This window comes from Pseudomonas sp. (assembly GCF_035277045.1).
GTDB lineage: Bacteria > Pseudomonadota > Gammaproteobacteria > Pseudomonadales > Pseudomonadaceae > Aquipseudomonas.
In genome coordinates, this window is sequence record NZ_DATELE010000276.1 from 415732 (window position 1) to 433395 (window position 17664).

The 17664-nt window shown below is 63.2% G+C and carries 15 protein-coding genes and 1 tRNA gene; 4 read left to right on the plus strand and 12 right to left on the minus strand.

Features of this window, described 5'->3' with window-relative positions:
* Positions 1 to 39: 39 nt before the first annotated feature.
* The 6 genes from VJS90_RS17910 to VJS90_RS17935 form a co-directional block, all read right to left on the minus strand.
* Positions 40 to 945, minus strand: coding sequence for a hypothetical protein (locus VJS90_RS17910; protein WP_324122977.1), 906 nt, complete (start codon positions 943 to 945; stop codon positions 40 to 42).
* Positions 930 to 2063 (minus strand): type IV toxin-antitoxin system AbiEi family antitoxin, encoded by a 1134-nt coding sequence (locus VJS90_RS17915; protein ID WP_324122978.1) that lies wholly within the window; start codon positions 2061 to 2063, stop codon positions 930 to 932. The genes VJS90_RS17910 and VJS90_RS17915 overlap by 16 nt, the downstream gene beginning before the upstream one ends.
* Before the next feature lie 175 nt (positions 2064 to 2238).
* Positions 2239 to 3450, minus strand: a complete 1212-nt coding sequence (locus VJS90_RS17920) for an HDOD domain-containing protein (RefSeq protein WP_324122979.1) — start codon at positions 3448 to 3450, stop codon at positions 2239 to 2241.
* A 136-nt stretch (positions 3451 to 3586) separates the two neighbouring features.
* Positions 3587 to 4867 (minus strand): 4-aminobutyrate--2-oxoglutarate transaminase, encoded by a 1281-nt coding sequence (gabT, locus tag VJS90_RS17925; RefSeq protein WP_324122980.1) that lies wholly within the window; start codon positions 4865 to 4867, stop codon positions 3587 to 3589.
* Between the two features lie 183 nt (positions 4868 to 5050).
* Positions 5051 to 6493 carry an NADP-dependent succinate-semialdehyde dehydrogenase gene (gene gabD / locus VJS90_RS17930; RefSeq protein ID WP_324122981.1) on the minus strand — a complete coding sequence of 481 codons (1443 nt, stop codon included), beginning with the start codon at positions 6491 to 6493 and terminating at the stop codon, positions 5051 to 5053.
* Between the two features lie 204 nt (positions 6494 to 6697).
* The gene (locus tag VJS90_RS17935; RefSeq protein ID WP_324122982.1) at positions 6698 to 9244 is read right to left on the minus strand and encodes a dermonecrotic toxin domain-containing protein; all 2547 of its coding nucleotides are present in this window, start codon (positions 9242 to 9244) and stop codon (positions 6698 to 6700) included.
* A 190-nt stretch (positions 9245 to 9434) separates the two neighbouring features.
* Between VJS90_RS17935 and VJS90_RS17940 the strand changes: the two genes are divergently transcribed.
* A tRNA-Arg gene (locus VJS90_RS17940) sits at positions 9435 to 9511 on the plus strand.
* Between the two features lie 57 nt (positions 9512 to 9568).
* Here the strand turns inward: VJS90_RS17940 and VJS90_RS17945 are convergent.
* Positions 9569 to 10315 (minus strand): SDR family oxidoreductase, encoded by a 747-nt coding sequence (locus VJS90_RS17945; protein WP_324122983.1) that lies wholly within the window; start codon positions 10313 to 10315, stop codon positions 9569 to 9571.
* 535 nt (positions 10316 to 10850) lie between these two features.
* Here VJS90_RS17945 and VJS90_RS17950 point away from each other — a divergent pair.
* Positions 10851 to 11288 (plus strand): CBS domain-containing protein, encoded by a 438-nt coding sequence (locus VJS90_RS17950; protein ID WP_324122984.1) that lies wholly within the window; start codon positions 10851 to 10853, stop codon positions 11286 to 11288.
* Here VJS90_RS17950 and VJS90_RS17955 read toward each other — a convergent pair whose 3' ends face one another.
* The 3 genes from VJS90_RS17955 to VJS90_RS17965 form a co-directional block, all read right to left on the minus strand.
* Positions 11289 to 11927 carry an NADH:ubiquinone oxidoreductase subunit N gene (locus VJS90_RS17955; RefSeq protein ID WP_324122985.1) on the minus strand — a complete coding sequence of 213 codons (639 nt, stop codon included), beginning with the start codon at positions 11925 to 11927 and terminating at the stop codon, positions 11289 to 11291. It lies immediately after the preceding gene.
* Between the two features lie 68 nt (positions 11928 to 11995).
* Entirely contained in the window at positions 11996 to 12238 is a 243-nt protein-coding gene (locus tag VJS90_RS17960; RefSeq protein ID WP_324122986.1) for a DUF2789 domain-containing protein, read from the minus strand.
* Between the two features lie 62 nt (positions 12239 to 12300).
* Positions 12301 to 12759, minus strand: a complete 459-nt coding sequence (locus VJS90_RS17965; protein ID WP_324122987.1) for a YbaK/EbsC family protein — start codon at positions 12757 to 12759, stop codon at positions 12301 to 12303.
* Between the two features lie 94 nt (positions 12760 to 12853).
* Between VJS90_RS17965 and VJS90_RS17970 the strand changes: the two genes are divergently transcribed.
* Both VJS90_RS17970 and VJS90_RS17975 read left to right on the plus strand, forming a co-directional pair.
* Positions 12854 to 14224: a nodulation protein NfeD gene (locus VJS90_RS17970; RefSeq protein ID WP_324122988.1), complete on the plus strand. Its 1371-nt coding sequence runs from the start codon at positions 12854 to 12856 to the stop codon at positions 14222 to 14224.
* A gap of 1 nt (position 14225) precedes the next feature.
* Positions 14226 to 14972, plus strand: a complete 747-nt coding sequence (locus VJS90_RS17975; protein ID WP_324122989.1) for a slipin family protein — start codon at positions 14226 to 14228, stop codon at positions 14970 to 14972.
* 34 nt (positions 14973 to 15006) lie between these two features.
* On the opposite strand, the gene VJS90_RS17980 is transcribed toward VJS90_RS17975, so the two are convergent.
* Both VJS90_RS17980 and VJS90_RS17985 read right to left on the minus strand, forming a co-directional pair.
* Positions 15007 to 15639, minus strand: coding sequence for a LysE family transporter (locus VJS90_RS17980; protein ID WP_324122990.1), 633 nt, complete (start codon positions 15637 to 15639; stop codon positions 15007 to 15009).
* 92 nt (positions 15640 to 15731) lie between these two features.
* Entirely contained in the window at positions 15732 to 17642 is a 1911-nt protein-coding gene (locus tag VJS90_RS17985; protein ID WP_324122991.1) for an ATP-binding cassette domain-containing protein, read from the minus strand.
* Between the last annotated feature and the right edge of the window lie 22 nt (positions 17643 to 17664).

Sequence of the window (17664 nt, forward strand, 5' to 3'; positions counted from 1 at the left end):
CCTCTCGCGGGCTGGCCCGCGATGAGGCCGGTCCGCCTTTCAGTGAGCATCTGCCAGCTGGACCTTGATCTCGTTCAGCAACGCCTGAATCAACCCGGCCGCATAGCGCTGCGCGCTGACAAGCTCGTCCTCATCACCGCTCCCATGGAATTGCGCATAAGCGACGGCGCCGACTTTCTCGAAGCCCTCACCGTGACGGTCATCGCAGAAGCGGCGAGTCAAAGCCGCCAGGCCTTCATCGATGGCATCCTGATGCAGTCCCGAGTGGATTCGCTTTACAAAAAGCCCGGCGACTGCCTTGACCGGGCCGGAATAGCGGATGACATGAATCAGGTCGGCCGCATCTTTGTTCTCTTGTCGTTGGTCCAAGGCTATAGCCTTCAGGATCACAAAGGCGGGGACATCCGCAAAACGGATCACGTCCACGGACAAGCCTCCACCATCGAGCAACGGAGCACCCACTTCTCGCTCCTCATACCAATCGTGCACAATTCCGGCGTGCCTGATGGTGAGTGCGGATACTGACTCTCCACACACGCTTACTGTCCTGCCAGGCGCTTCATTACCGGCATCCCGAAGTAGCTCGACAACTACTTCGATATGCTCATCCACCCTTCTGCGCCATCTCCATGACGCAGCCTTGCCATCTTCTACCCAGCGCACGAACCCGCGAGCTTTAAGTTGATCGGCCAGACTGCTGTATTCGTTTCCCGAGGCCAACACCTCCAGATTCAATACGACGTCCACATCAGACGTCCCTGCATGCATCGGCACATCCGGTGGTGCCTCTGGCGTCAGGTAACGTGGTACGAGCCCTCCTACGAGGCGCAACGTGTCCTTCAGATTCCCGAACGCGCTGAGCAACGTCAAAAGCGTCCTCTCGCATGCGAGGGTCACATCAACGTCGTACCCTGCCGCTGTGCGGGGTTTCAGTTCCTTGCCCATGACAACTCCAGATGGTTTCTTATGTGCTCGGCCAGTTCCTTGTTGCGTCCTCGCCCATTCAGCAGATCGAGATAAAGAATGTAGGGACTTGCGATGTAACCTGACTGCCCGGTGGGCTGATGCCGAAAGAGCAGGCTCGCCTCCTGGCGCTCCATGAGGGTGACGTTCCCCCCCTTCGTGACAGGCTTGAGGTTTAGCAGCTTTGCCATCACCTCCATATATCCAGCAGGCACTATGATTTCGGCGCCCTGGGTACTGGTGAGCAGTGGAGCTACTGCGTTGGCAGCTGCCGCGCCAGTGAACGCCCACGGAAAGTCCACGGAATGCTCAGCGAGCTGTCCAGCGAGATGGCTGATCAGTTGTGCTGGGTTCTCGACAAACGTATGCCACTTGGTTTCCGGGCTTTTGCGCCCTTGCCAATCCGTCGCCCATGCATCCAGAAGCTGTCGAGGCTGGGCAAGTTTTCTACGTTTGGTGGGACCGCCGCCTGCTTCGGCAGTCCATTCTCGAAGCTTGAGCTCCTGCAAGACGAGTGAGCAGGTGTATGGAGACGTATGGGCAAGTTGGGCGAGTTGGGCACCCGAAAGCCATTCACCCTCATGACTCAACAGTGCATGAACCACGTTTTCACGGGCCTCTGTAAACAGGTCGAGGGCTCGGTCTTTTCCTGCAGCCCGAGTCAGCTTTTCAATGTTGATCCGCCAATGACCATGCTGGAGATATAGGCTGCCCCCCACCTCATAGAAGGCAACACCCAGCGCTTTGAGCGCATGCTTGGCGCCGGGGCTAAGGGTACGTGCTGCCACCATGCCGATTGCGTTGCCGGCGGAGCCATGGGCAACCAGGCAAAGGTCAAGCCGCGAAACAGCTTCACGGATATCCCTGGGATACCCGTTAGCGATGACTTTGATGTAGACGTCAAGCGACTTGTCAGGGGTGGTGACTCTAAGCATTCCATCGACGACCTCAGATAGCCTGGAGGTCTTCGAGACCCTCGACAGATGCTCAGCGTCAAGGGAAACCTGCGCGTCAGGCCCTATTGCCTCAACCAGGCTGGCGGCGATCTCATCCAGCACCTGCTGCTCGGGCTCCATGACCCAGTTGCGTTGCCTGTTCATAACCTCCCCGGCCTCCCTCATTGCGGCTACGCCAAAGCGTGTCCGCCCGTAACCTTAGCCGAAACCATAACATTAGCTGCACAGCTAATAACGCAATTTTAGCTAAGGATAGGCTGTTTTCTAGCCACAGCTTGTGACCGAAGTCCGGCACATGACCCTAGATAGCACCAGGTAGCTACAGCGTTATCTTCACCAACCGCGCCAAGTCCCCTGCCTCAACCTTCAACAACCGCGCCGTCTTCCCCTCCGCCAGCCTTTCAACCCCCTGCCCCTCGGGCAGCCGCGCCATCTGCCCTGCCAGGTTCATCGCCAGGATCTCTCGCGAATACACGCCCCCACCCAGCTGGTAGATCGCCGCGATCAGTTCCCGCAGGGTCAGCGGCAACCGCCAGCGGGTCCGCAAGGCCGACCCGAACGCCGCGCCGAAGTCTTCGAGCGATTTGTTGATGTCCCGCGCCTCCAGCGCGCCTCCGGCCAGTTGCCACTCCTGCAGGCAGCGCAATACCGCCAGGTCACCCAGGCAATGCAGCAGCCCCGCGCAGTAGCAGCGCTCATGGTCGAGCCCCAACTGACGAGCCAGGCCGCTGGCGAACTCGGCGGTGCGCAGCGAGAGGTTCCAGTAATGCTCGGCATGCCGCGCCAGCTCCGGATCCCTGACCCGGGCGCTGCGCTTGAGGGTCAGGCCAAGGATGAGGTTCATGCTCTGGATGCTGCCGAGCTTGTTCAGCGCCTGCAGCAACCCGGTCACCGACCCTTCCCGGTGCAGCGCCGCGCTGTTGGCGGCGGCGATCAGCACGGCGGTGATCTGCGGGTCGTTGCGCACGTCGGCCTCGAGCACCTTGAGGTCCAGCCCGTGAGGATGCAGCGCGCGCTTGAGCGCGGCCTGCACATCGGCGAACAGCGGACCTCCGTCGGCGGTGGCGCGTTTCTGCTCAAGAAAGCGCGGCAGGGTGAGGCCCGGCAGCAAGGCTTGCACGGGGCAGGCGATCTGTTCGCCCACGTGCACCAGCAAGGCTTCCAGGCGATGGCGCAGGGAGTCCATGTTGAGCGGTTTGCTCAGGTACGCCGTGGGCGCCAACGGGATCGCCTCGCGCACGCTGGCCGTGTCGCTGCGGTTGCTCATGAGGATGAAGGGAATGACGGGCTTGCGCCCTTTGGCGCGCACGTTGCGCAACAGGTCGAGGCCATCGATGCCAGGCAGCTCGCGGGCAGCAATGATCAGGTCGGGCTGGCTGGCCAGGGCCGCAAGGGCCTGGGGGCCGTCGGCGCAGACCTGCAAACGGGCATCGCAGCGCACGCTGAGCAGCATCTCGCTGAGCATGTCACGCACCCAGGGGTCGCCCTCGGCGATCAGTACACAAGGGGGGATAGGGTCCGCAGCACTCATGGGTCAATCTCCAGGCAAGCCTAAACATGCAGTCCTGTGCACTTCCAAGGTAAATCCTGCGCCAACATTACCGCCCTTGCCTTGCCTTGGGCACAAAAAAACCCGCCGAAGCGGGTTTTTTTTAACGCGTCACAGCTCAGGCCAGTTCAGCGAAGCACTCTTCGATGATTGCCAGGCCTTTGTCCAGCTGCGCGTCCGGTGCGGTCAGCGGCACCAGGATACGCAGGACGTTGCCGTAGGTACCGCACGACAGCAGGATCAGGCCCTTCTCGCGCGCCTTGGCGACAACCTGGTTGACGGCAGCGGCGTTCGGGGTCAGCGAGCCTTTCGCGTCGAAGACTTCGACCGCGATCATCGAACCCAGGCCACGCACGTCACCGATGATCGGGTGTTTGTCCTGGATCTGCTTGAGGCCGGCAATCAGGTGCTCGCCAACGGCCTTGCTGCGGTCGAGCAGGTTTTCTTCTTCGAACACTTCGATCACGGCCAGGGCCGCGGCGCAAGCGATCGGGCTACCGGCGTAGGTGCCGCCCAGGCCGCCTGGCGCGATCGCGTCCATGTATTCGGCCTTGCCGCAGACACCGGCCAGCGGGAAGCCACCAGCGATGGACTTGGCGAAGGTGGTCAGGTCAGGCGCGACGCCCATCTGTTCCATGGCGAAGAAGGTACCGGTACGGCCAGCGCCGGTCTGGACTTCGTCAGCGATCAGCAGAATGCCGTGCTGGTCGCACAGGGCGCGCAGGCGCTGCATGAAGGCTTTAGGCGCGGTGATGAAGCCGCCTTCGCCCTGTACTGGCTCGATGATGATGGCAGCGATGTCACGCGGCTCCGCATCGTTCTTGAACACGCGCTCGATGGAGGCGATCGAGTCGTCGATGCTGATGCCGTGCAGCTCGTTCGGGAACAGCGCGCGGAACACGCCACCTGGCATCAGGCCCATGCCAGCCGAGTACGGAACAACCTTGCCGGTCAGGCCCAGGGTCATCATGGTACGGCCGTGGTAGCCGCCGGTGAAGGCGATCACGCCAGCGCGGCCGGTGGCGGCACGGGCGATCTTGACGGCGTTTTCAACGGCTTCGGAGCCGGAGGTGACCAGCAGGGTCTTCTTCTCGAAGTCGCCTGGGACCTTGGCGTTGATCTTTTCGCACAGCTCGACGTACGGCTCGTAGGCCAGTACCTGGAAGCAGGTGTGGCTGACCTTGGTCAGCTGCTGCTGCACGGCGGCGACGACTTTTGGATGCAGGTGACCGGTGTTGAGCACCGCGATACCACCGGCGAAGTCGATGAACTCGCGGCCTTCAACGTCAGTGACGGTGGCGTTGGAAGCGGTATCGACGAAGATCGGGTGGATCTGGCCAACGCCACGTGGGACGGCGTTGACACGGCGTTGCATCAGGGATTCGTTGGTCTTGCTCATATAGCCCTCATTGCGCCACGGCTCGGCGGCGCTTTTATTCGGGGGTGACTGGGATCCGACTGCACGCAGCATGCGTTGATCGACCGGCGCAATGGCCCTGGCCACCAGGTGACGCGGTATAAAAAAGGCCAGCGAGGCGTCGCTCTCGCGCCCCGCTGGCAGAGGTGAAACCTTAGCGTGTGATCAGATGCTCAGGCACAGGTACTTGATCTCGAGGTAGTCCTCGATGCCGTACTTGGAACCTTCGCGACCCAGGCCCGACGCCTTGATGCCGCCGAACGGGGCAACTTCGTTGGAGATCAGGCCGGTGTTGATGCCGACCATGCCGTATTCCAGGGCCTCGGCGACGCGGAACACGCGGCTCATGTCGCGGGCATAGAAGTACGAGGCCAGGCCGAACTCGGTGTCGTTGGACATGGCGATGACTTCGGCCTCGTCCTTGAAGCGGAACAGCGGCGCCAGTGGGCCGAAGGTCTCTTCTTTAGCGACGGCGGCGGTCTTGGGCACGTCGACCAGGATGGTCGGCTCGAAGAAGTTGCCTTCGATCAGGTTGCCACCGGACAGGACCTTGGCGCCTTTGCTGACCGCGTCCTGGATGTGTTCCTGAACCTTGGCGACAGCCTTGCCATCGATCAGCGGACCGGTGGTGGTGCCGTCTTCCAGGCCGTTGCCGATCTTCAGCTTGGCCACGGCAGCTTTCAGCTTCTCGGCGAACGCGTCGTAGACACCGTCCTGCACGTAGATACGGTTGGCGCAGACGCAGGTCTGACCGTTGTTGCGGTATTTGGAGATGATCGCGCCTTCGACGGCCTTGTCCAGGTCAGCGTCGTCGAACACGATGAACGGGGCGTTGCCACCCAGCTCCAGGGACACTTTCTTGATGTCCTTGGCGCATTCTTCCATCAGCTGGCGACCGATTTCGGTCGAGCCGGTGAAGGACAGCTTGCGCACGATGGAGTTGCCGGTCAGCTCGGTGCCGATGTCGCCAGCGCTGCCAGTCACCACGCTGAACACGCCAGCCGGGATACCGGCACGGGTGGCCAGCTCGGCCAGGGCCAGGGCGGAATACGGGGTCTGCGAAGCAGGCTTGAGCACCATGGTGCAGCCAGCGGCCAGGGCCGGGCCGGCTTTACGGGTAATCATCGCCGCCGGGAAGTTCCACGGGGTGATGGCAGCCGTCACGCCGATCGGCTGCTTGATGACGATCAGGCGCTTGTCTGGCTGGTGACCTGGAATGGTATCGCCATAGACGCGCTTGGCTTCTTCGGCGAACCACTCGATGAACGAGGCGGCGTAGGCGATTTCGCCCTTGGCTTCAGCCAGTGGCTTGCCTTGCTCGGTGGTCATCAGGCGAGCCAGGTCGTCCTGGTTCTCGATCATCAGCTCGAACCAGCGGCGCAGCTTGTTCGAACGCTCCTTGGCGGTCAGCGCGCGCCAGGCCGGCAGGGCCTTGTCGGCCGCTTCGATGGCACGGCGGGTTTCGGCGGCGCCCATCTTCGGCACGGTGCCGATGACTTCACCGGTGGCCGGGTTGGTGACCTTGATGGTCTGACCGCTGTCCGCATCCAGCCATTCACCGTTGACGAAGGCTTGCTGGCGGAACAACTGAGCGTCTTTAAGCTGCATGTCGGCTACCCTTGACAGCCCCGTGCCGGCACGGAGCGAATTATAGATTGTTGAAAGTCACACACTGGGCTGAAGTGTTCAGCACCCGTTTGAAATCTCAAACGAATCCTAGGGTCTGGTGGGGTAAAGGACAATAGTCTGTTCGAAAAAAAGAACGAACGGCAGGTGGCCCCACCCCAAGCCTGTCGGCCCACCCCCGCTTTATCATGGATCGGGGTGATCGTCAGCCCGCGGGAAAAACCGTTCGGTCATCGCCGCGTCGTTCACCCGCTCGGCCCAAGCCTCACGGTCGAACGGGTCGCCGGTACGCAGGTCGTACACCGGCTCGCCTTCCGGCTTTTCCACTTCGCGCAGCCTGACCTTCACGAAGTGATAGGTCTCTCCACGCACCTGTCTGATCGATTCGATGCGGAAATAACAGCCCGGGGTGTACAACACCTCGGCCTCCACCCCATGGAATGACAGGGGCGCCACAGGCACGCCGCTGTTGACCCCCTTGACCACCAGTTCATACACCACGGACGTGTCGTCGAACAAATGGACGAACCGGTCTTCGCCGATAACGGTCCGCGGCGCGACGAATGCTCGCAGCACATAAGGGTTTTCGGTAAACGAGGTAATATCGGTGCTCACCAGCACATCGCCTGCGACCAGCTCGCCATTGCGATAGCGAATGCCGCCGGTCAGGCGATGATTGCTGCCGCCACGCCAGAGCCGTATCGCAGTGCTGCGTGGCAATGGCTCCAGCGAATCGAACAGTGTGCGCAGATAAGCATGCAGGTCGCCATCTCCTGCGCTGATGCCCAAGGCCTTGCCATGGCGGAACAGGGCGTTCACCGGCACCAGGTCATCGCTATAGAGCTCCACCAGCTGGTTGCACAGCCGGTTTCCCTGGCGGTAAGTATAAAAGCGGTGACCATCGACCTCTACATACCGGTAGCCATGCGCGTCGAACTGGGCCTGTGCATCGGCCGCGAGCGTGGGCAAGCCGGCCTTCTCCAGTACCGCTCGCTGACGTTCAAGCACGAAGGCCGACAACTCCTGGCGCAGGGCTTCATTGTCTTGCATGTAGATATCCCAGAAAGGCGAGACCACCAGATCCAGGCCTGGCGTGACCACACCAGAGGGCGCAGGCACGTCCATCAATTGCCAGCGGCCATCCTCGACGATCCGCAGAGGCACGGTGGGCAGAAACGCGAACGGGTCTTCATCGTCCACTGCCAGCCAGTGTCGGGCCTCCGGGCTATAGCGAACGCGCAAGGTGAGGTCGCTCATCTCGATCCAGGTCGCGCCATCCTCCGTGACGCTGATGCCCTCCAGATGCCCTCGCGCAGTCTGCGGCGACGGGAGTATTCGATTGCCATCGAGATCGGGCAACTCGTCACCCTGGCCTTCGACCGGCCTCAACACGTCGGGGGTGGCCAGGCGTTCATGCGGTGGCGCCCGATACAGCAGTGCCCTGGCCCCAAGCCCTGCATCGATGATGCTGAACACGGTCACCACCGCATCAGCCACGGCCGACACGATTGCGTTCTGGCGCTGCGTAACCGAACGGGCGTCGAGCGCGGTCTGAACGTCCAGTACCAGGCGGGCCACCCCGGCACCCACCAACGCCAGCCCGATCGGCCAAGCCAGCGGCGCAACACCGCCAAATACCTGAAGAAAAGCGCCAAGATAGCCACGCCACAGCTCGCGGCGCAGTTGCGCGTTGGTAACCAGCACTGCCTGCTGGGACAGCGTATCGGCCTTGGCCCAAGCCTTGAATGTCACGAACAGGTCGTCGTTGAGCAGTGTTCCCTCACCAAATGGCCAGACCGGCGCCTGGGCAGGACCACTGCGCTGGCGAAGCACGAGCAGCTCCTGTTGCAATGGTTGCGCCATGGCATGCGGGTGTGCCCGGTACCATGACTTTACCCACTCGAGCGCGTCCGGCCCGGCCAGGCACCCATGGACCCAGGCCAGAAGGCTGGGGTGATCGGTAAAACCTTTAAGTGGCTGGGGCGCGGCGGGAATGTACAAAACGACGCGGCCGTCCGGCGCCTGCAAGGTAAACAGGTGAGCACGACCGTCCAGGACGAACTTTCGCACGGCAAGGACGCCGGTCACCGCCTCGGCGTGCAAGGCGGCCTGGGTCACCGGCTGCAGGGGGGCGAGGCCCAGGTATTGGCGCAGGTGCAGGCGGTCGAGTTCCGAGAGCTCACCGGCATCGCGCGCATCATCGATCTCGGCCAGCAGGCGAACCTTGGCCAATGCGGAGAAGTCCCTGCCCTGCTCGTTCCAGAACCGCTCCGTGCGCTGGCGGACGATGCCCGCGAAATCCAGTGCCCAGAAGTCGCTCATGACGTTGACCGCGTCGAGCGCCACCTGGTTGTGTTCGCCATACTGGCTGCCCCCTGCCCCTTGGGTATAGAACCCCGCGTACACCGGAAGCTCATCTGACGCTTGTTCGAAACCGCCCGCGAAGCGCTGGACTAGCAGCTCGGTGAACGTGATCGATTTCAGCGGCGGGCCCGCGTGCCGCCAGCCAGTGAACGTGGGCGCGCCGACCGCCGTTTCGAAGACATTCCACCAGACCTGGTCCGGGTCCAGGTGCCGGCCTGTGTGTTCCAGCAGATAGGCCTTTGCTGTGCTACGCGCCAGCCCATACAGGTCGGGCCACGCTTCCAGATACCGCCGCGCCATGTCCAGCACCGCCCGCGCCTCGCCCAACGAGCCCAGACTGCGCTCAAGCTGTTCCAGGTCAATCGCCATGGTAGAAGATCCTTTTCTTGGAATGGACCTGCATTGGGCAACGGCGGCCTGGAACGGTGGTGGTAGATAGGCGCTACCTAACTGCGGGCTTGCCAACGATCGCGATTACCCTCCTGGCCCCGTGACAAAAACGCCTACAGTTCAAGGCGATGGACGCCACCTTCCGAGATGGGTATCATTGCGCCCCGTTGCACTCGTAGCTCAGCTGGATAGAGTACTGCCCTCCGAAGGCAGGGGTCGTGGGTTCGAATCCCGCCGAGTGCGCCATATCGATGAAAAAGCCCAGGCATATGCCTGGGCTTTTTTGTTTGCACCGTTGTGACCTCAACGCCCGCCTCCCAGATCGATAAAGGTACCGGTGGCATACGACGCCTTGTCCGACAGCAACCACATGATCGCTTCGGCCACTTCCTCAGGCTGGCCGCCGCGGCCGAGGGGAATGCCCGGTTCCAGCTTGCTGACACGGTCGGGGTCGCCGCTCAGCGCATGAAAGCCGGTGTGGATGTAGCCGGGGCGCACGGCATTGACGCGGATGCCTTCGCCGGCAACCTCCTTGGACAATCCCAGCGTGAAAGTATCCAGGGCGCCCTTCGACGCGGCGTAGTCCACGTATTCGGCAGGTGAGCCCAGGCGCGCGGCGACCGACGAGACGTTGACGATGCTGCCGCCCTGCCCGCCATGGCGCTGTGACATGCGCCGCACGGCATGCTTGGCGCAAAGCATGGGGCCGACGACATTGGTCTTCATCATCTTGAGCAGGCGAAATTCCGACATGTCCTCGACCCGGCTCTGCTGGGCGATGGTGCCCGCATTGTTGACCAACGCGGTTAGCGGGCCGAGCTCATGATCGATGCGCTGGAACAGCTGCACGACCTCGTCCTCGACGCTGGCATCGGCGCGCACGACGATGGCCTCCGCGCCCAGTTCGCGAACCTGCGCCAGCACCTGCTGGGCCGCGGCGTCGTCAGCGTGGTAGTTGATGCAGATGCGATAGCCCTGGCGCGCCGCCAGCAATGCGGTGGCGGCGCCAATGCCCCGGCTGGCGCCAGTGATGAGGATGACCTTGTCCATCGACTTCCCCTTGGAAAGAGATGAAGCAAGGCTAGCGCCAGGGTGGCGGGTTGTACAACGGGTGGCCGTTCAACTTCAGCAAGACCGACCAGTGCTTCGCTGCCCTGTTGGTTGCTGTCGGGATCGCGAAGCGATCCCTTGTGGAGCGTGACCAGATCAGTAGAAAACAGAGTCTCCCATAGGCCCCGCTGAGCCGGGCCGGGGGTGGCGTGATGTATAAGAGGAAGGAATGGTTTTCTTGCCCGGCGCAGCCGGGCACTGTAGGAGCTGGCCTCGTGCCGCGAAACGAGGGCGAAGCCCTCGCCGGGGCACAGGACTACAAGATTGTGCAATTCTGGCAGGGGGCAAAGACAGTTGCTCAGGCCCCAAACCTGAACCGTGATACCGCGTAACAGCCCAGCTGTTTGACAGCAGCCGGGCTCGATGACGTTTTTCAATCGCCTCGATGCCGCTTTCATTCTTGCCGAGCCGCTGTCGTTGCACGATTCTGTATGCATGTGCCGTTACCCCGCACCCACCGCTTGCAGAGGCCTGTATGAAAAACGTGGAAGAACTGCTCAAGACCAAATCCCAGCACCACGAGGTCTACACCATCAGCCCGGACGACTCGGTGCTCGATGCGCTGAAACTGCTGGCCGAGGTCAATATCGGGGCCTTGCCTGTCATCGAGGATGGCCAGGTGGTGGGCATCGTCAGTGAACGCGACTACGCGCGTAAACTGGTGCTCAAGGGCCGCTCGTCCGCCGCGACGCCGGTGCGGGAAATCATGAGCGCGCCGGTGGTGACGGTCGAACCCAAGCACAACCTCGAGTACTGCATGAACCTGATGACCAACCGGCACCTGCGCCACTTGCCAGTGGTGAAGAACGGCGAGCTGATCGGCCTGCTGTCGATCGGTGACCTGGTCAAGGAAACCATCGCCGAACAGGCCAACCTGATCCTGCAACTGGAGCAGTACATCCGCGGCGAGTGATCAGTGGTATTGGCGCTCCAGTTCGTCGAGCTGGTGGTCGAAGGTGCGCAGCCGGGCCGACCAGGTGTACACGAGCACCTCAAGGTCGCGGTTGAGCACCGCGGTGCCGTGGCCGCCGCTTTGCTGTGAGTCGCACAGGTCCAGCTGATAGCGCTCGCGGGCCATTGCCGTGGCGACGTTGGACAGCTCACGGGCATTGCCGACCCAGCGGTGGTGATGGTCGTGGATCTTGCGGTCGAGCTCGCGGCACTGGCGTTTGAGAGCGTCCAGGCTCTGCTCCAGGGGCGTGCCTTGCAGCTCGCCCATGACTTCCTGGAAGGTGCGCCCGGGTTGCCAGTAACTGCCCCAGAAATACCGGTCGAACACCGTCTCGACCCGGCGCAGGGCGACCTTGGTGTTCCAGATCGCCACGAGGGTGCGGCCCTGAACCACTTCGCGTCGGTTCAGGTGCAGCTGTTGCCAGGCTATCCACGTCAGAATCGCCAGCGACGCGGCCGCGACCAGCGCGGCGGCGGCGTAGAGAAACTGCAGCGCCTGGCCCATCTGATGGGTGTGCCGGATACCGTAGAAGTAGCCGGTGGTCAGGGTGCCCAGGATCGTCACGGAGCACCAGAACGCGGGTGCATAGGGATCTTTCATTGCGCTATCCCCTTTGGTTTTCCTGAGCATAGCTGCGCCGAAATCACCCATCAGGTGCCGCTCGGCGATTATTTCCTGGGACGTCTCAACGCCTCGTTGAGCTGATCGAAAGGGATGGCCCAGTCAGAGTCTTCAATGATGGCTTCCTTGAGAAAAGCCCGCTGGCCTTCGGACCAGAAAGACGCGTCCACCAGCTTGATCTCGTTCTTGAGCGGCGAGTGGCTGGTGATGAACTGATCGATGCTGGTCGCGTCGTCAGGCAGGCCCAGTTGCTTGAACAGGTCGGAAAACTCGTGTTTCGTTGGTTCCATGATTCACTCCTCGGGCCAGGCCGGGCGTCCACGACGCCGGCCCGGCAGGTGGTTGACGATCATCAGCAGAGTTCGCGCACTTCGGCGTGGGGCACCAGCTTCAGGTACTGCTCCATGCTCATGTGGATCAGGTGATCGTGATCACCCGCCTCAAGGTAGACATCACCTTGACGGGTCAAGGTCGGGTCAAGGAGCATTTTTATTTTGCTGGCGTCGCCAAGCGGCGGAATGGCGCCTCGTTCACAGCCGTCGAACAGCTGTGGCAGGCCGCTTTCATGGGTCAGCTGCCACGCGCCGGTCATGCGCACCTTGCTCATGTCCAGATGGCGATTGGCCGGCAGGACGGCCATCAGGTAGTTGCCGCGCCGGTCGTCGAGCATCACGGACTTGGCGACGCGGTCGGCGGGCACCCCGGCCGTGCGCGCCGACTCAAGGCTGGTGGCCGAGTGCGGATGAGGAACGATGTCGTAGTCGCAGCGCGCCTGGTCCAGGCGCTGCTGCAGGTTGCTTGCGATTCGCATGATGCACCTCCAGTTTGCCCCCTCATGAAGTTTAGGCCGTTCGTGGCGCCGCACGGCTAAACTTCAGGGACAGCCTACTGACCGGTACCCCCAGGTGATCGCGCGCTGCTGCTGTCTGTTGCTGATGCTTGTGCTCGGCGCCGTGCCGGGTGGCCATGCAGCGCCCGGTGGCAGCGTGTGGGTGCTGGCCATCGACGATGCGATCGGCCCGGCCAGCGCGGACTACCTGGTGCGCGGCCTCGAACAGGCAGCGCAGCAGAACGCACAGCTGGTGGTGATCCGCATGGACACCCCCGGTGGGCTGGACACCTCCATGCGCCAGATCGTCAAGGCGATCCTGGCGAGCCCGGTGCCGGTGGCGAGCTACGTGGCGCCAGGCGGTGCGCGGGCCGCCAGCGCCGGCACCTATATCCTCTACGCGAGCCACGTGGCGGCGATGGCACCCGGCACCAACCTGGGGGCGGCGACGCCCGTGCAGGTGGGCGGACCGGGGACCAGGCCCGGCGCGCCCGAAGCACCTTCCTCCGATAAACAGACCATGCCGGAAAGCCAGGACACGATGACCCGCAAGCAGGTCAATGATGCCGCAGCCTATATCCGCGGACTGGCGCAGCTGCGCGGGCGCAATGCCGAATGGGCCGAGCAGGCGGTGCGTGAATCGGTCAGCGTGCCCGCCAGCGAGGCCCTGCGCCTGAAGGTAATCGACCAGATTGCCGCGGACCTGCCCGAGTTGCTGCGCCAGCTCGACGGCAAGACCCTGGTCGCGGCCGGCCAGCCGCGCCAGCTGCAGACGAGCGGCGCGGCATTGGTGGAATACGCGCCGGACTGGCGCACTCGCCTGCTCGCGGTGATCACCAATCCCAGCGTGGCACTGATCCTCATCATGATCGGCATCTACGGCCTGCTGTTCGAATTCATGAACCCGGGCTCCAGCGTCGGTGGCGTGGTCGGCGGCATCTGCCTGCTGCTGGCGCTCTATGCCTTGCAACTGCTACCGGTGAGCTATGCAGGGGTCGCGTTGATCTTGCTCGGGGTAGCGTTCATGGTCGCCGAGGCGTTCTTGCCGAGCTTTGGCGTGGTCGGCTTTGGCGGCATCGTGGCCTTCGTGGTCGGCGCGGTGATTCTGATCGACACCGACGTGCCGGGCTACGGCATTCCGTTGCCGCTGATCATCACCCTGGCGGCGCTGTCGGCGCTGCTGCTGGGCGGCGTGCTCGGCATGGCGCTGAAGGCGCGCAAGCGCGCCCTGGTCAGCGGCGACGCGGGTCTGGTCGGCAGTCTGGTGACCGTCACCGATGTGCTGCCCGGCAATCCGTTCTGCGGCTCGGTCCAGGCCCAGGGCGAACAATGGCAAGTCCAGTGCGCGACACCACTGCAGCCTGGCCAGCACGTGCGGGTGGTCGCCCGCCGCGGCGTGCTGCTGGACGTCAGCGCCTCATCGTCCGCGGTGTCGCAAGGAGAGTGAAATGTTCATGCAATTCGGTTTCGGCGCCGTGCTCGTGCTGCTCGGCATACTGCTGCTGTCGGCGTTTCGCATCCTGCGCGAGTACGAGCGGGGGGTGGTCTTCCAGCTGGGCCGGTTCTGGCAGGTGAAGGGACCAGGGCTGATCCTGCTGATCCCGGTCATCCAGCAAATGGTCCGGGTAGACCTGCGCACGGTGGTGCTCGACGTGCCGCCACAGGATGTGATCACCCGTGACAACGTCTCGGTCAAGGTCAACGCCGTGGTGTACTTCCGCGTGCTTGACCCGCAGAAGGCAATCATCCAGGTCGAGGACTTTCTCAACGCGACCAGCCAGCTGGCCCAGACCACGCTGCGGGCGGTGCTGGGCAAGCACGAGCTGGACGAGCTGCTGGCCGAGCGCGAGCGTCTGAACCTGGATATCCGGCAGGTGCTGGATGCCCAGACCGGTGCCTGGGGGATCAAGGTCGCCAACGTCGAGATCAAGCATGTCGACCTCAACGAATCAATGATCCGCGCCATTGCCCGCCAGGCCGAAGCCGAGCGTGAGCGGCGGGCCAAGGTGATTCATGCCGAGGGCGAGCTGCAAGCGTCGGAAAAACTGATGCAGGCCGCGCAGATGCTGGGCAAGGAACCTGGGGCGATGCAGCTGCGGTACATGCAGACGCTGGGCAGCATCGCCAGCGACAAGACCACGACCATCGTGTTTCCGTTGCCGGTGGATTTGCTGAAGGGGTTTGGAGAGAAGTAGCGGCAGAGGCGCGCCGGTGAAGACGCGCCTTGTCTTAGACCGGTGCGCGGCGAATGGTGGCCAGCAGCGTGGCGGCGCCGATGAACAGGCCGGCGAAGGTGCGGTTCATGCGGCGTTGCTGGCGAGGCGTGCGCAGCAGGCGCAGCACGCGGGCGGCAAGGCCGGTGTAGCCGGCCATCACCAGAAGATCGACAGCGACCATGGTGGCCGCGATGGTCAGGTACTGGGGCAGCAGCGCGGCATGCGGGTTGATGAACTGAGGCAGCACCGCGAGCATGAAGATCAGTGCCTTGGGGTTGCTGACGTTGACCAGGAAGCCACGGAACACCAGGCTCAACGGCTTGCCGATCGGGCGCACGGCCGTCTCGTCGGTCACGTCGGCTGGCAACGCGCGCCATTGCTTGACGGCCAGGTAGACCAGGTAGGCAACGCCGAACCATTTGATGAACTGGAAGGCGGTGGCCGAGGCGGCGAGGATGGCGCCCACGCCGGCGGCGATGATGGCAATCTGCAGGAGCAAGCCCAGTTGCAGGCCCAGGGCATTCCAGTAACCGCGCCAGAAGCCGTATTGCAGCCCGCAGGACATCGAAGCGATGGCCCCCGCGCCCGGTGACAGGCTGATGACCCAGCACGCGGCAAAGAAGGCCAACCAGGTTTCAAAAGACATCGCACACCCCGCCCAGTAAATATCTCGAAAAATATTAAGCCAGTGCGGGGGTGATGGCTAGCACGTGTATCCAGCGAGGAGGGTCACACCCCTCAGGACAACGCCTCAAGCTCCGCCTGCATCGCTTCGAGCGTTTCCAGCGCCTCCATCCAGCTTTCCTCAAGCGCCCCTTCACGCACCTTCAACTTGCTCTGGCGCCCCAGCAGGTCACGCAGCTCGTCCTTGCGCGCGGCTTCATACAGCCCGCTGTCGCCCAGCGCCGTCTCAATCTGCGCGAGCTGCACATGCACCTCACCCAGCTCGCGCTCGAGCTTGTCGGCCTCGCGCTTGTGCGGCGCCAACTGCTGGCGCAGCGCGGCGGCGGCCTGGCGCTGAGCCTTCTTGTCGGTCTTGTCGGGGTTGACCGTTGTAGTGCTCACCGGCGCGTTACGCTGGCGGTAGTCGATCAGCCAGCGGCTGTAGTCTTCAAGGTCGCCGTCGAACGTTTCAACCTTGCCGTCCGCTACCAGCAGGAAGTCGTCGGTGGTGCTCTTGAGCAGGTGACGGTCGTGGGAAACCACCACCACCGCGCCACTGAACTCCTGCAGGGCCATGGTCAGGGCCAGGCGCATCTCCAGGTCCAGGTGGTTGGTGGGTTCGTCGAGCAGCAGCAGGTTCGGCCGCTCCCAGGCGATCAGCGCCAACGCCAGCCGGGCCTTTTCCCCACCGGAGAAATTCAGTACTGGCTCGTCAATGCGATTGCCACGGAAGTCGAAACCGCCCAGGAAATCGCGCAAGGTCTGCTCGCGCTCCGCCGGCGCCAGGCGCTGCAGGTGCAACAGCGGGCTTGCCTTGTCGTCCAGCGAGTCGAGCTGATGCTGGGCGAAGTAGCCGACAGCAAGGTTCTCGCCGCGTACGAGGCGCCCGGAGATAGGCTCCAGCTCACCGGCAAGGTTTTTGATCAGGGTCGACTTGCCCGCGCCGTTAGGGCCAAGCAAGCCGATCCGCGCACCTGGGGTGAGCTGCAGCTTGACCTTTTCCAGGATGGCTTTGTCGCCGTAGCCCAGGCGCCCTTCGGACAAGTCGAGCAGCGGGCTGGAGATTTTCTGCGACTCGCGGAAGACGAAATCGAACGGCGAATCGACATGCGCCGCCGACAACTCTTCCATGCGCTCCAGGGCCTTGATCCGGCTCTGCGCCTGACGGGCCTTGGTGGCCTGGGCCTTGAAGCGGGCGATGTACTTTTCCATGTGGGCGCGCTGCGCCTGCTGCTTCTCGTACGCCTGCTGCTGCTGCGCCAGGCGTTCGGCGCGGGTGCGCTCGAAGGCGCTGTAGCCGCCGCGGTAGACGTTCAGCTTGCACTGTTCGACATGCACCACATGGTCGACCACGGCATCGAGGAAGTCGCGGTCGTGGGAAATCAGCAGCAAGGTGCCGGGATAGCCCTTGAGCCAGTCTTCGAGCCAGAGGATAGCGTCCAGGTCGAGGTGGTTGGTGGGCTCGTCGAGCAGCAGCAGGTCGGAGGGGCACATCAGGGCCTGCGCCAGGTTCAGGCGCATCCGCCAGCCGCCCGAGAAGTCGCCGACGCGGCGGTCCATCTGCTCGTTGGAAAAGCCAAGGCCGGCCAGCAGCTTGCGGGCGCGGGCGTCCGCGGTGTAGCCGTCGGCGCTATCGAGCTCGATGTGCAGGCGCGCCAGGGCGCTGCCGTCGTGGGCGGACTCGGCGGCGGCAAGCTCGGCCTGGACCTTGCGCAGGCGGATATCGCCGTCGAGCACATAGTCGACCGCCAGGCGATCAAGGGTCTCGATCTCCTGGCGCATGTGGGCGATGCGCCAGTCAGCGGGCAGCTTGCAGTCGCCGCCGTCAGGCACGAGCTCACCGCGCAGCATGGCGAACAGGCTGGATTTGCCGGCGCCATTGGCACCGATCAGGCCGGCCTTGTGGCCAGCGTGCAGGGTCATCTCGGCGCCGTCTAGCAAGCGCTGTGGACCACGCTGTAAAGTGAGGTTCGATAGTCTGATCATAATGGCCGCGGAGTCTACCAGC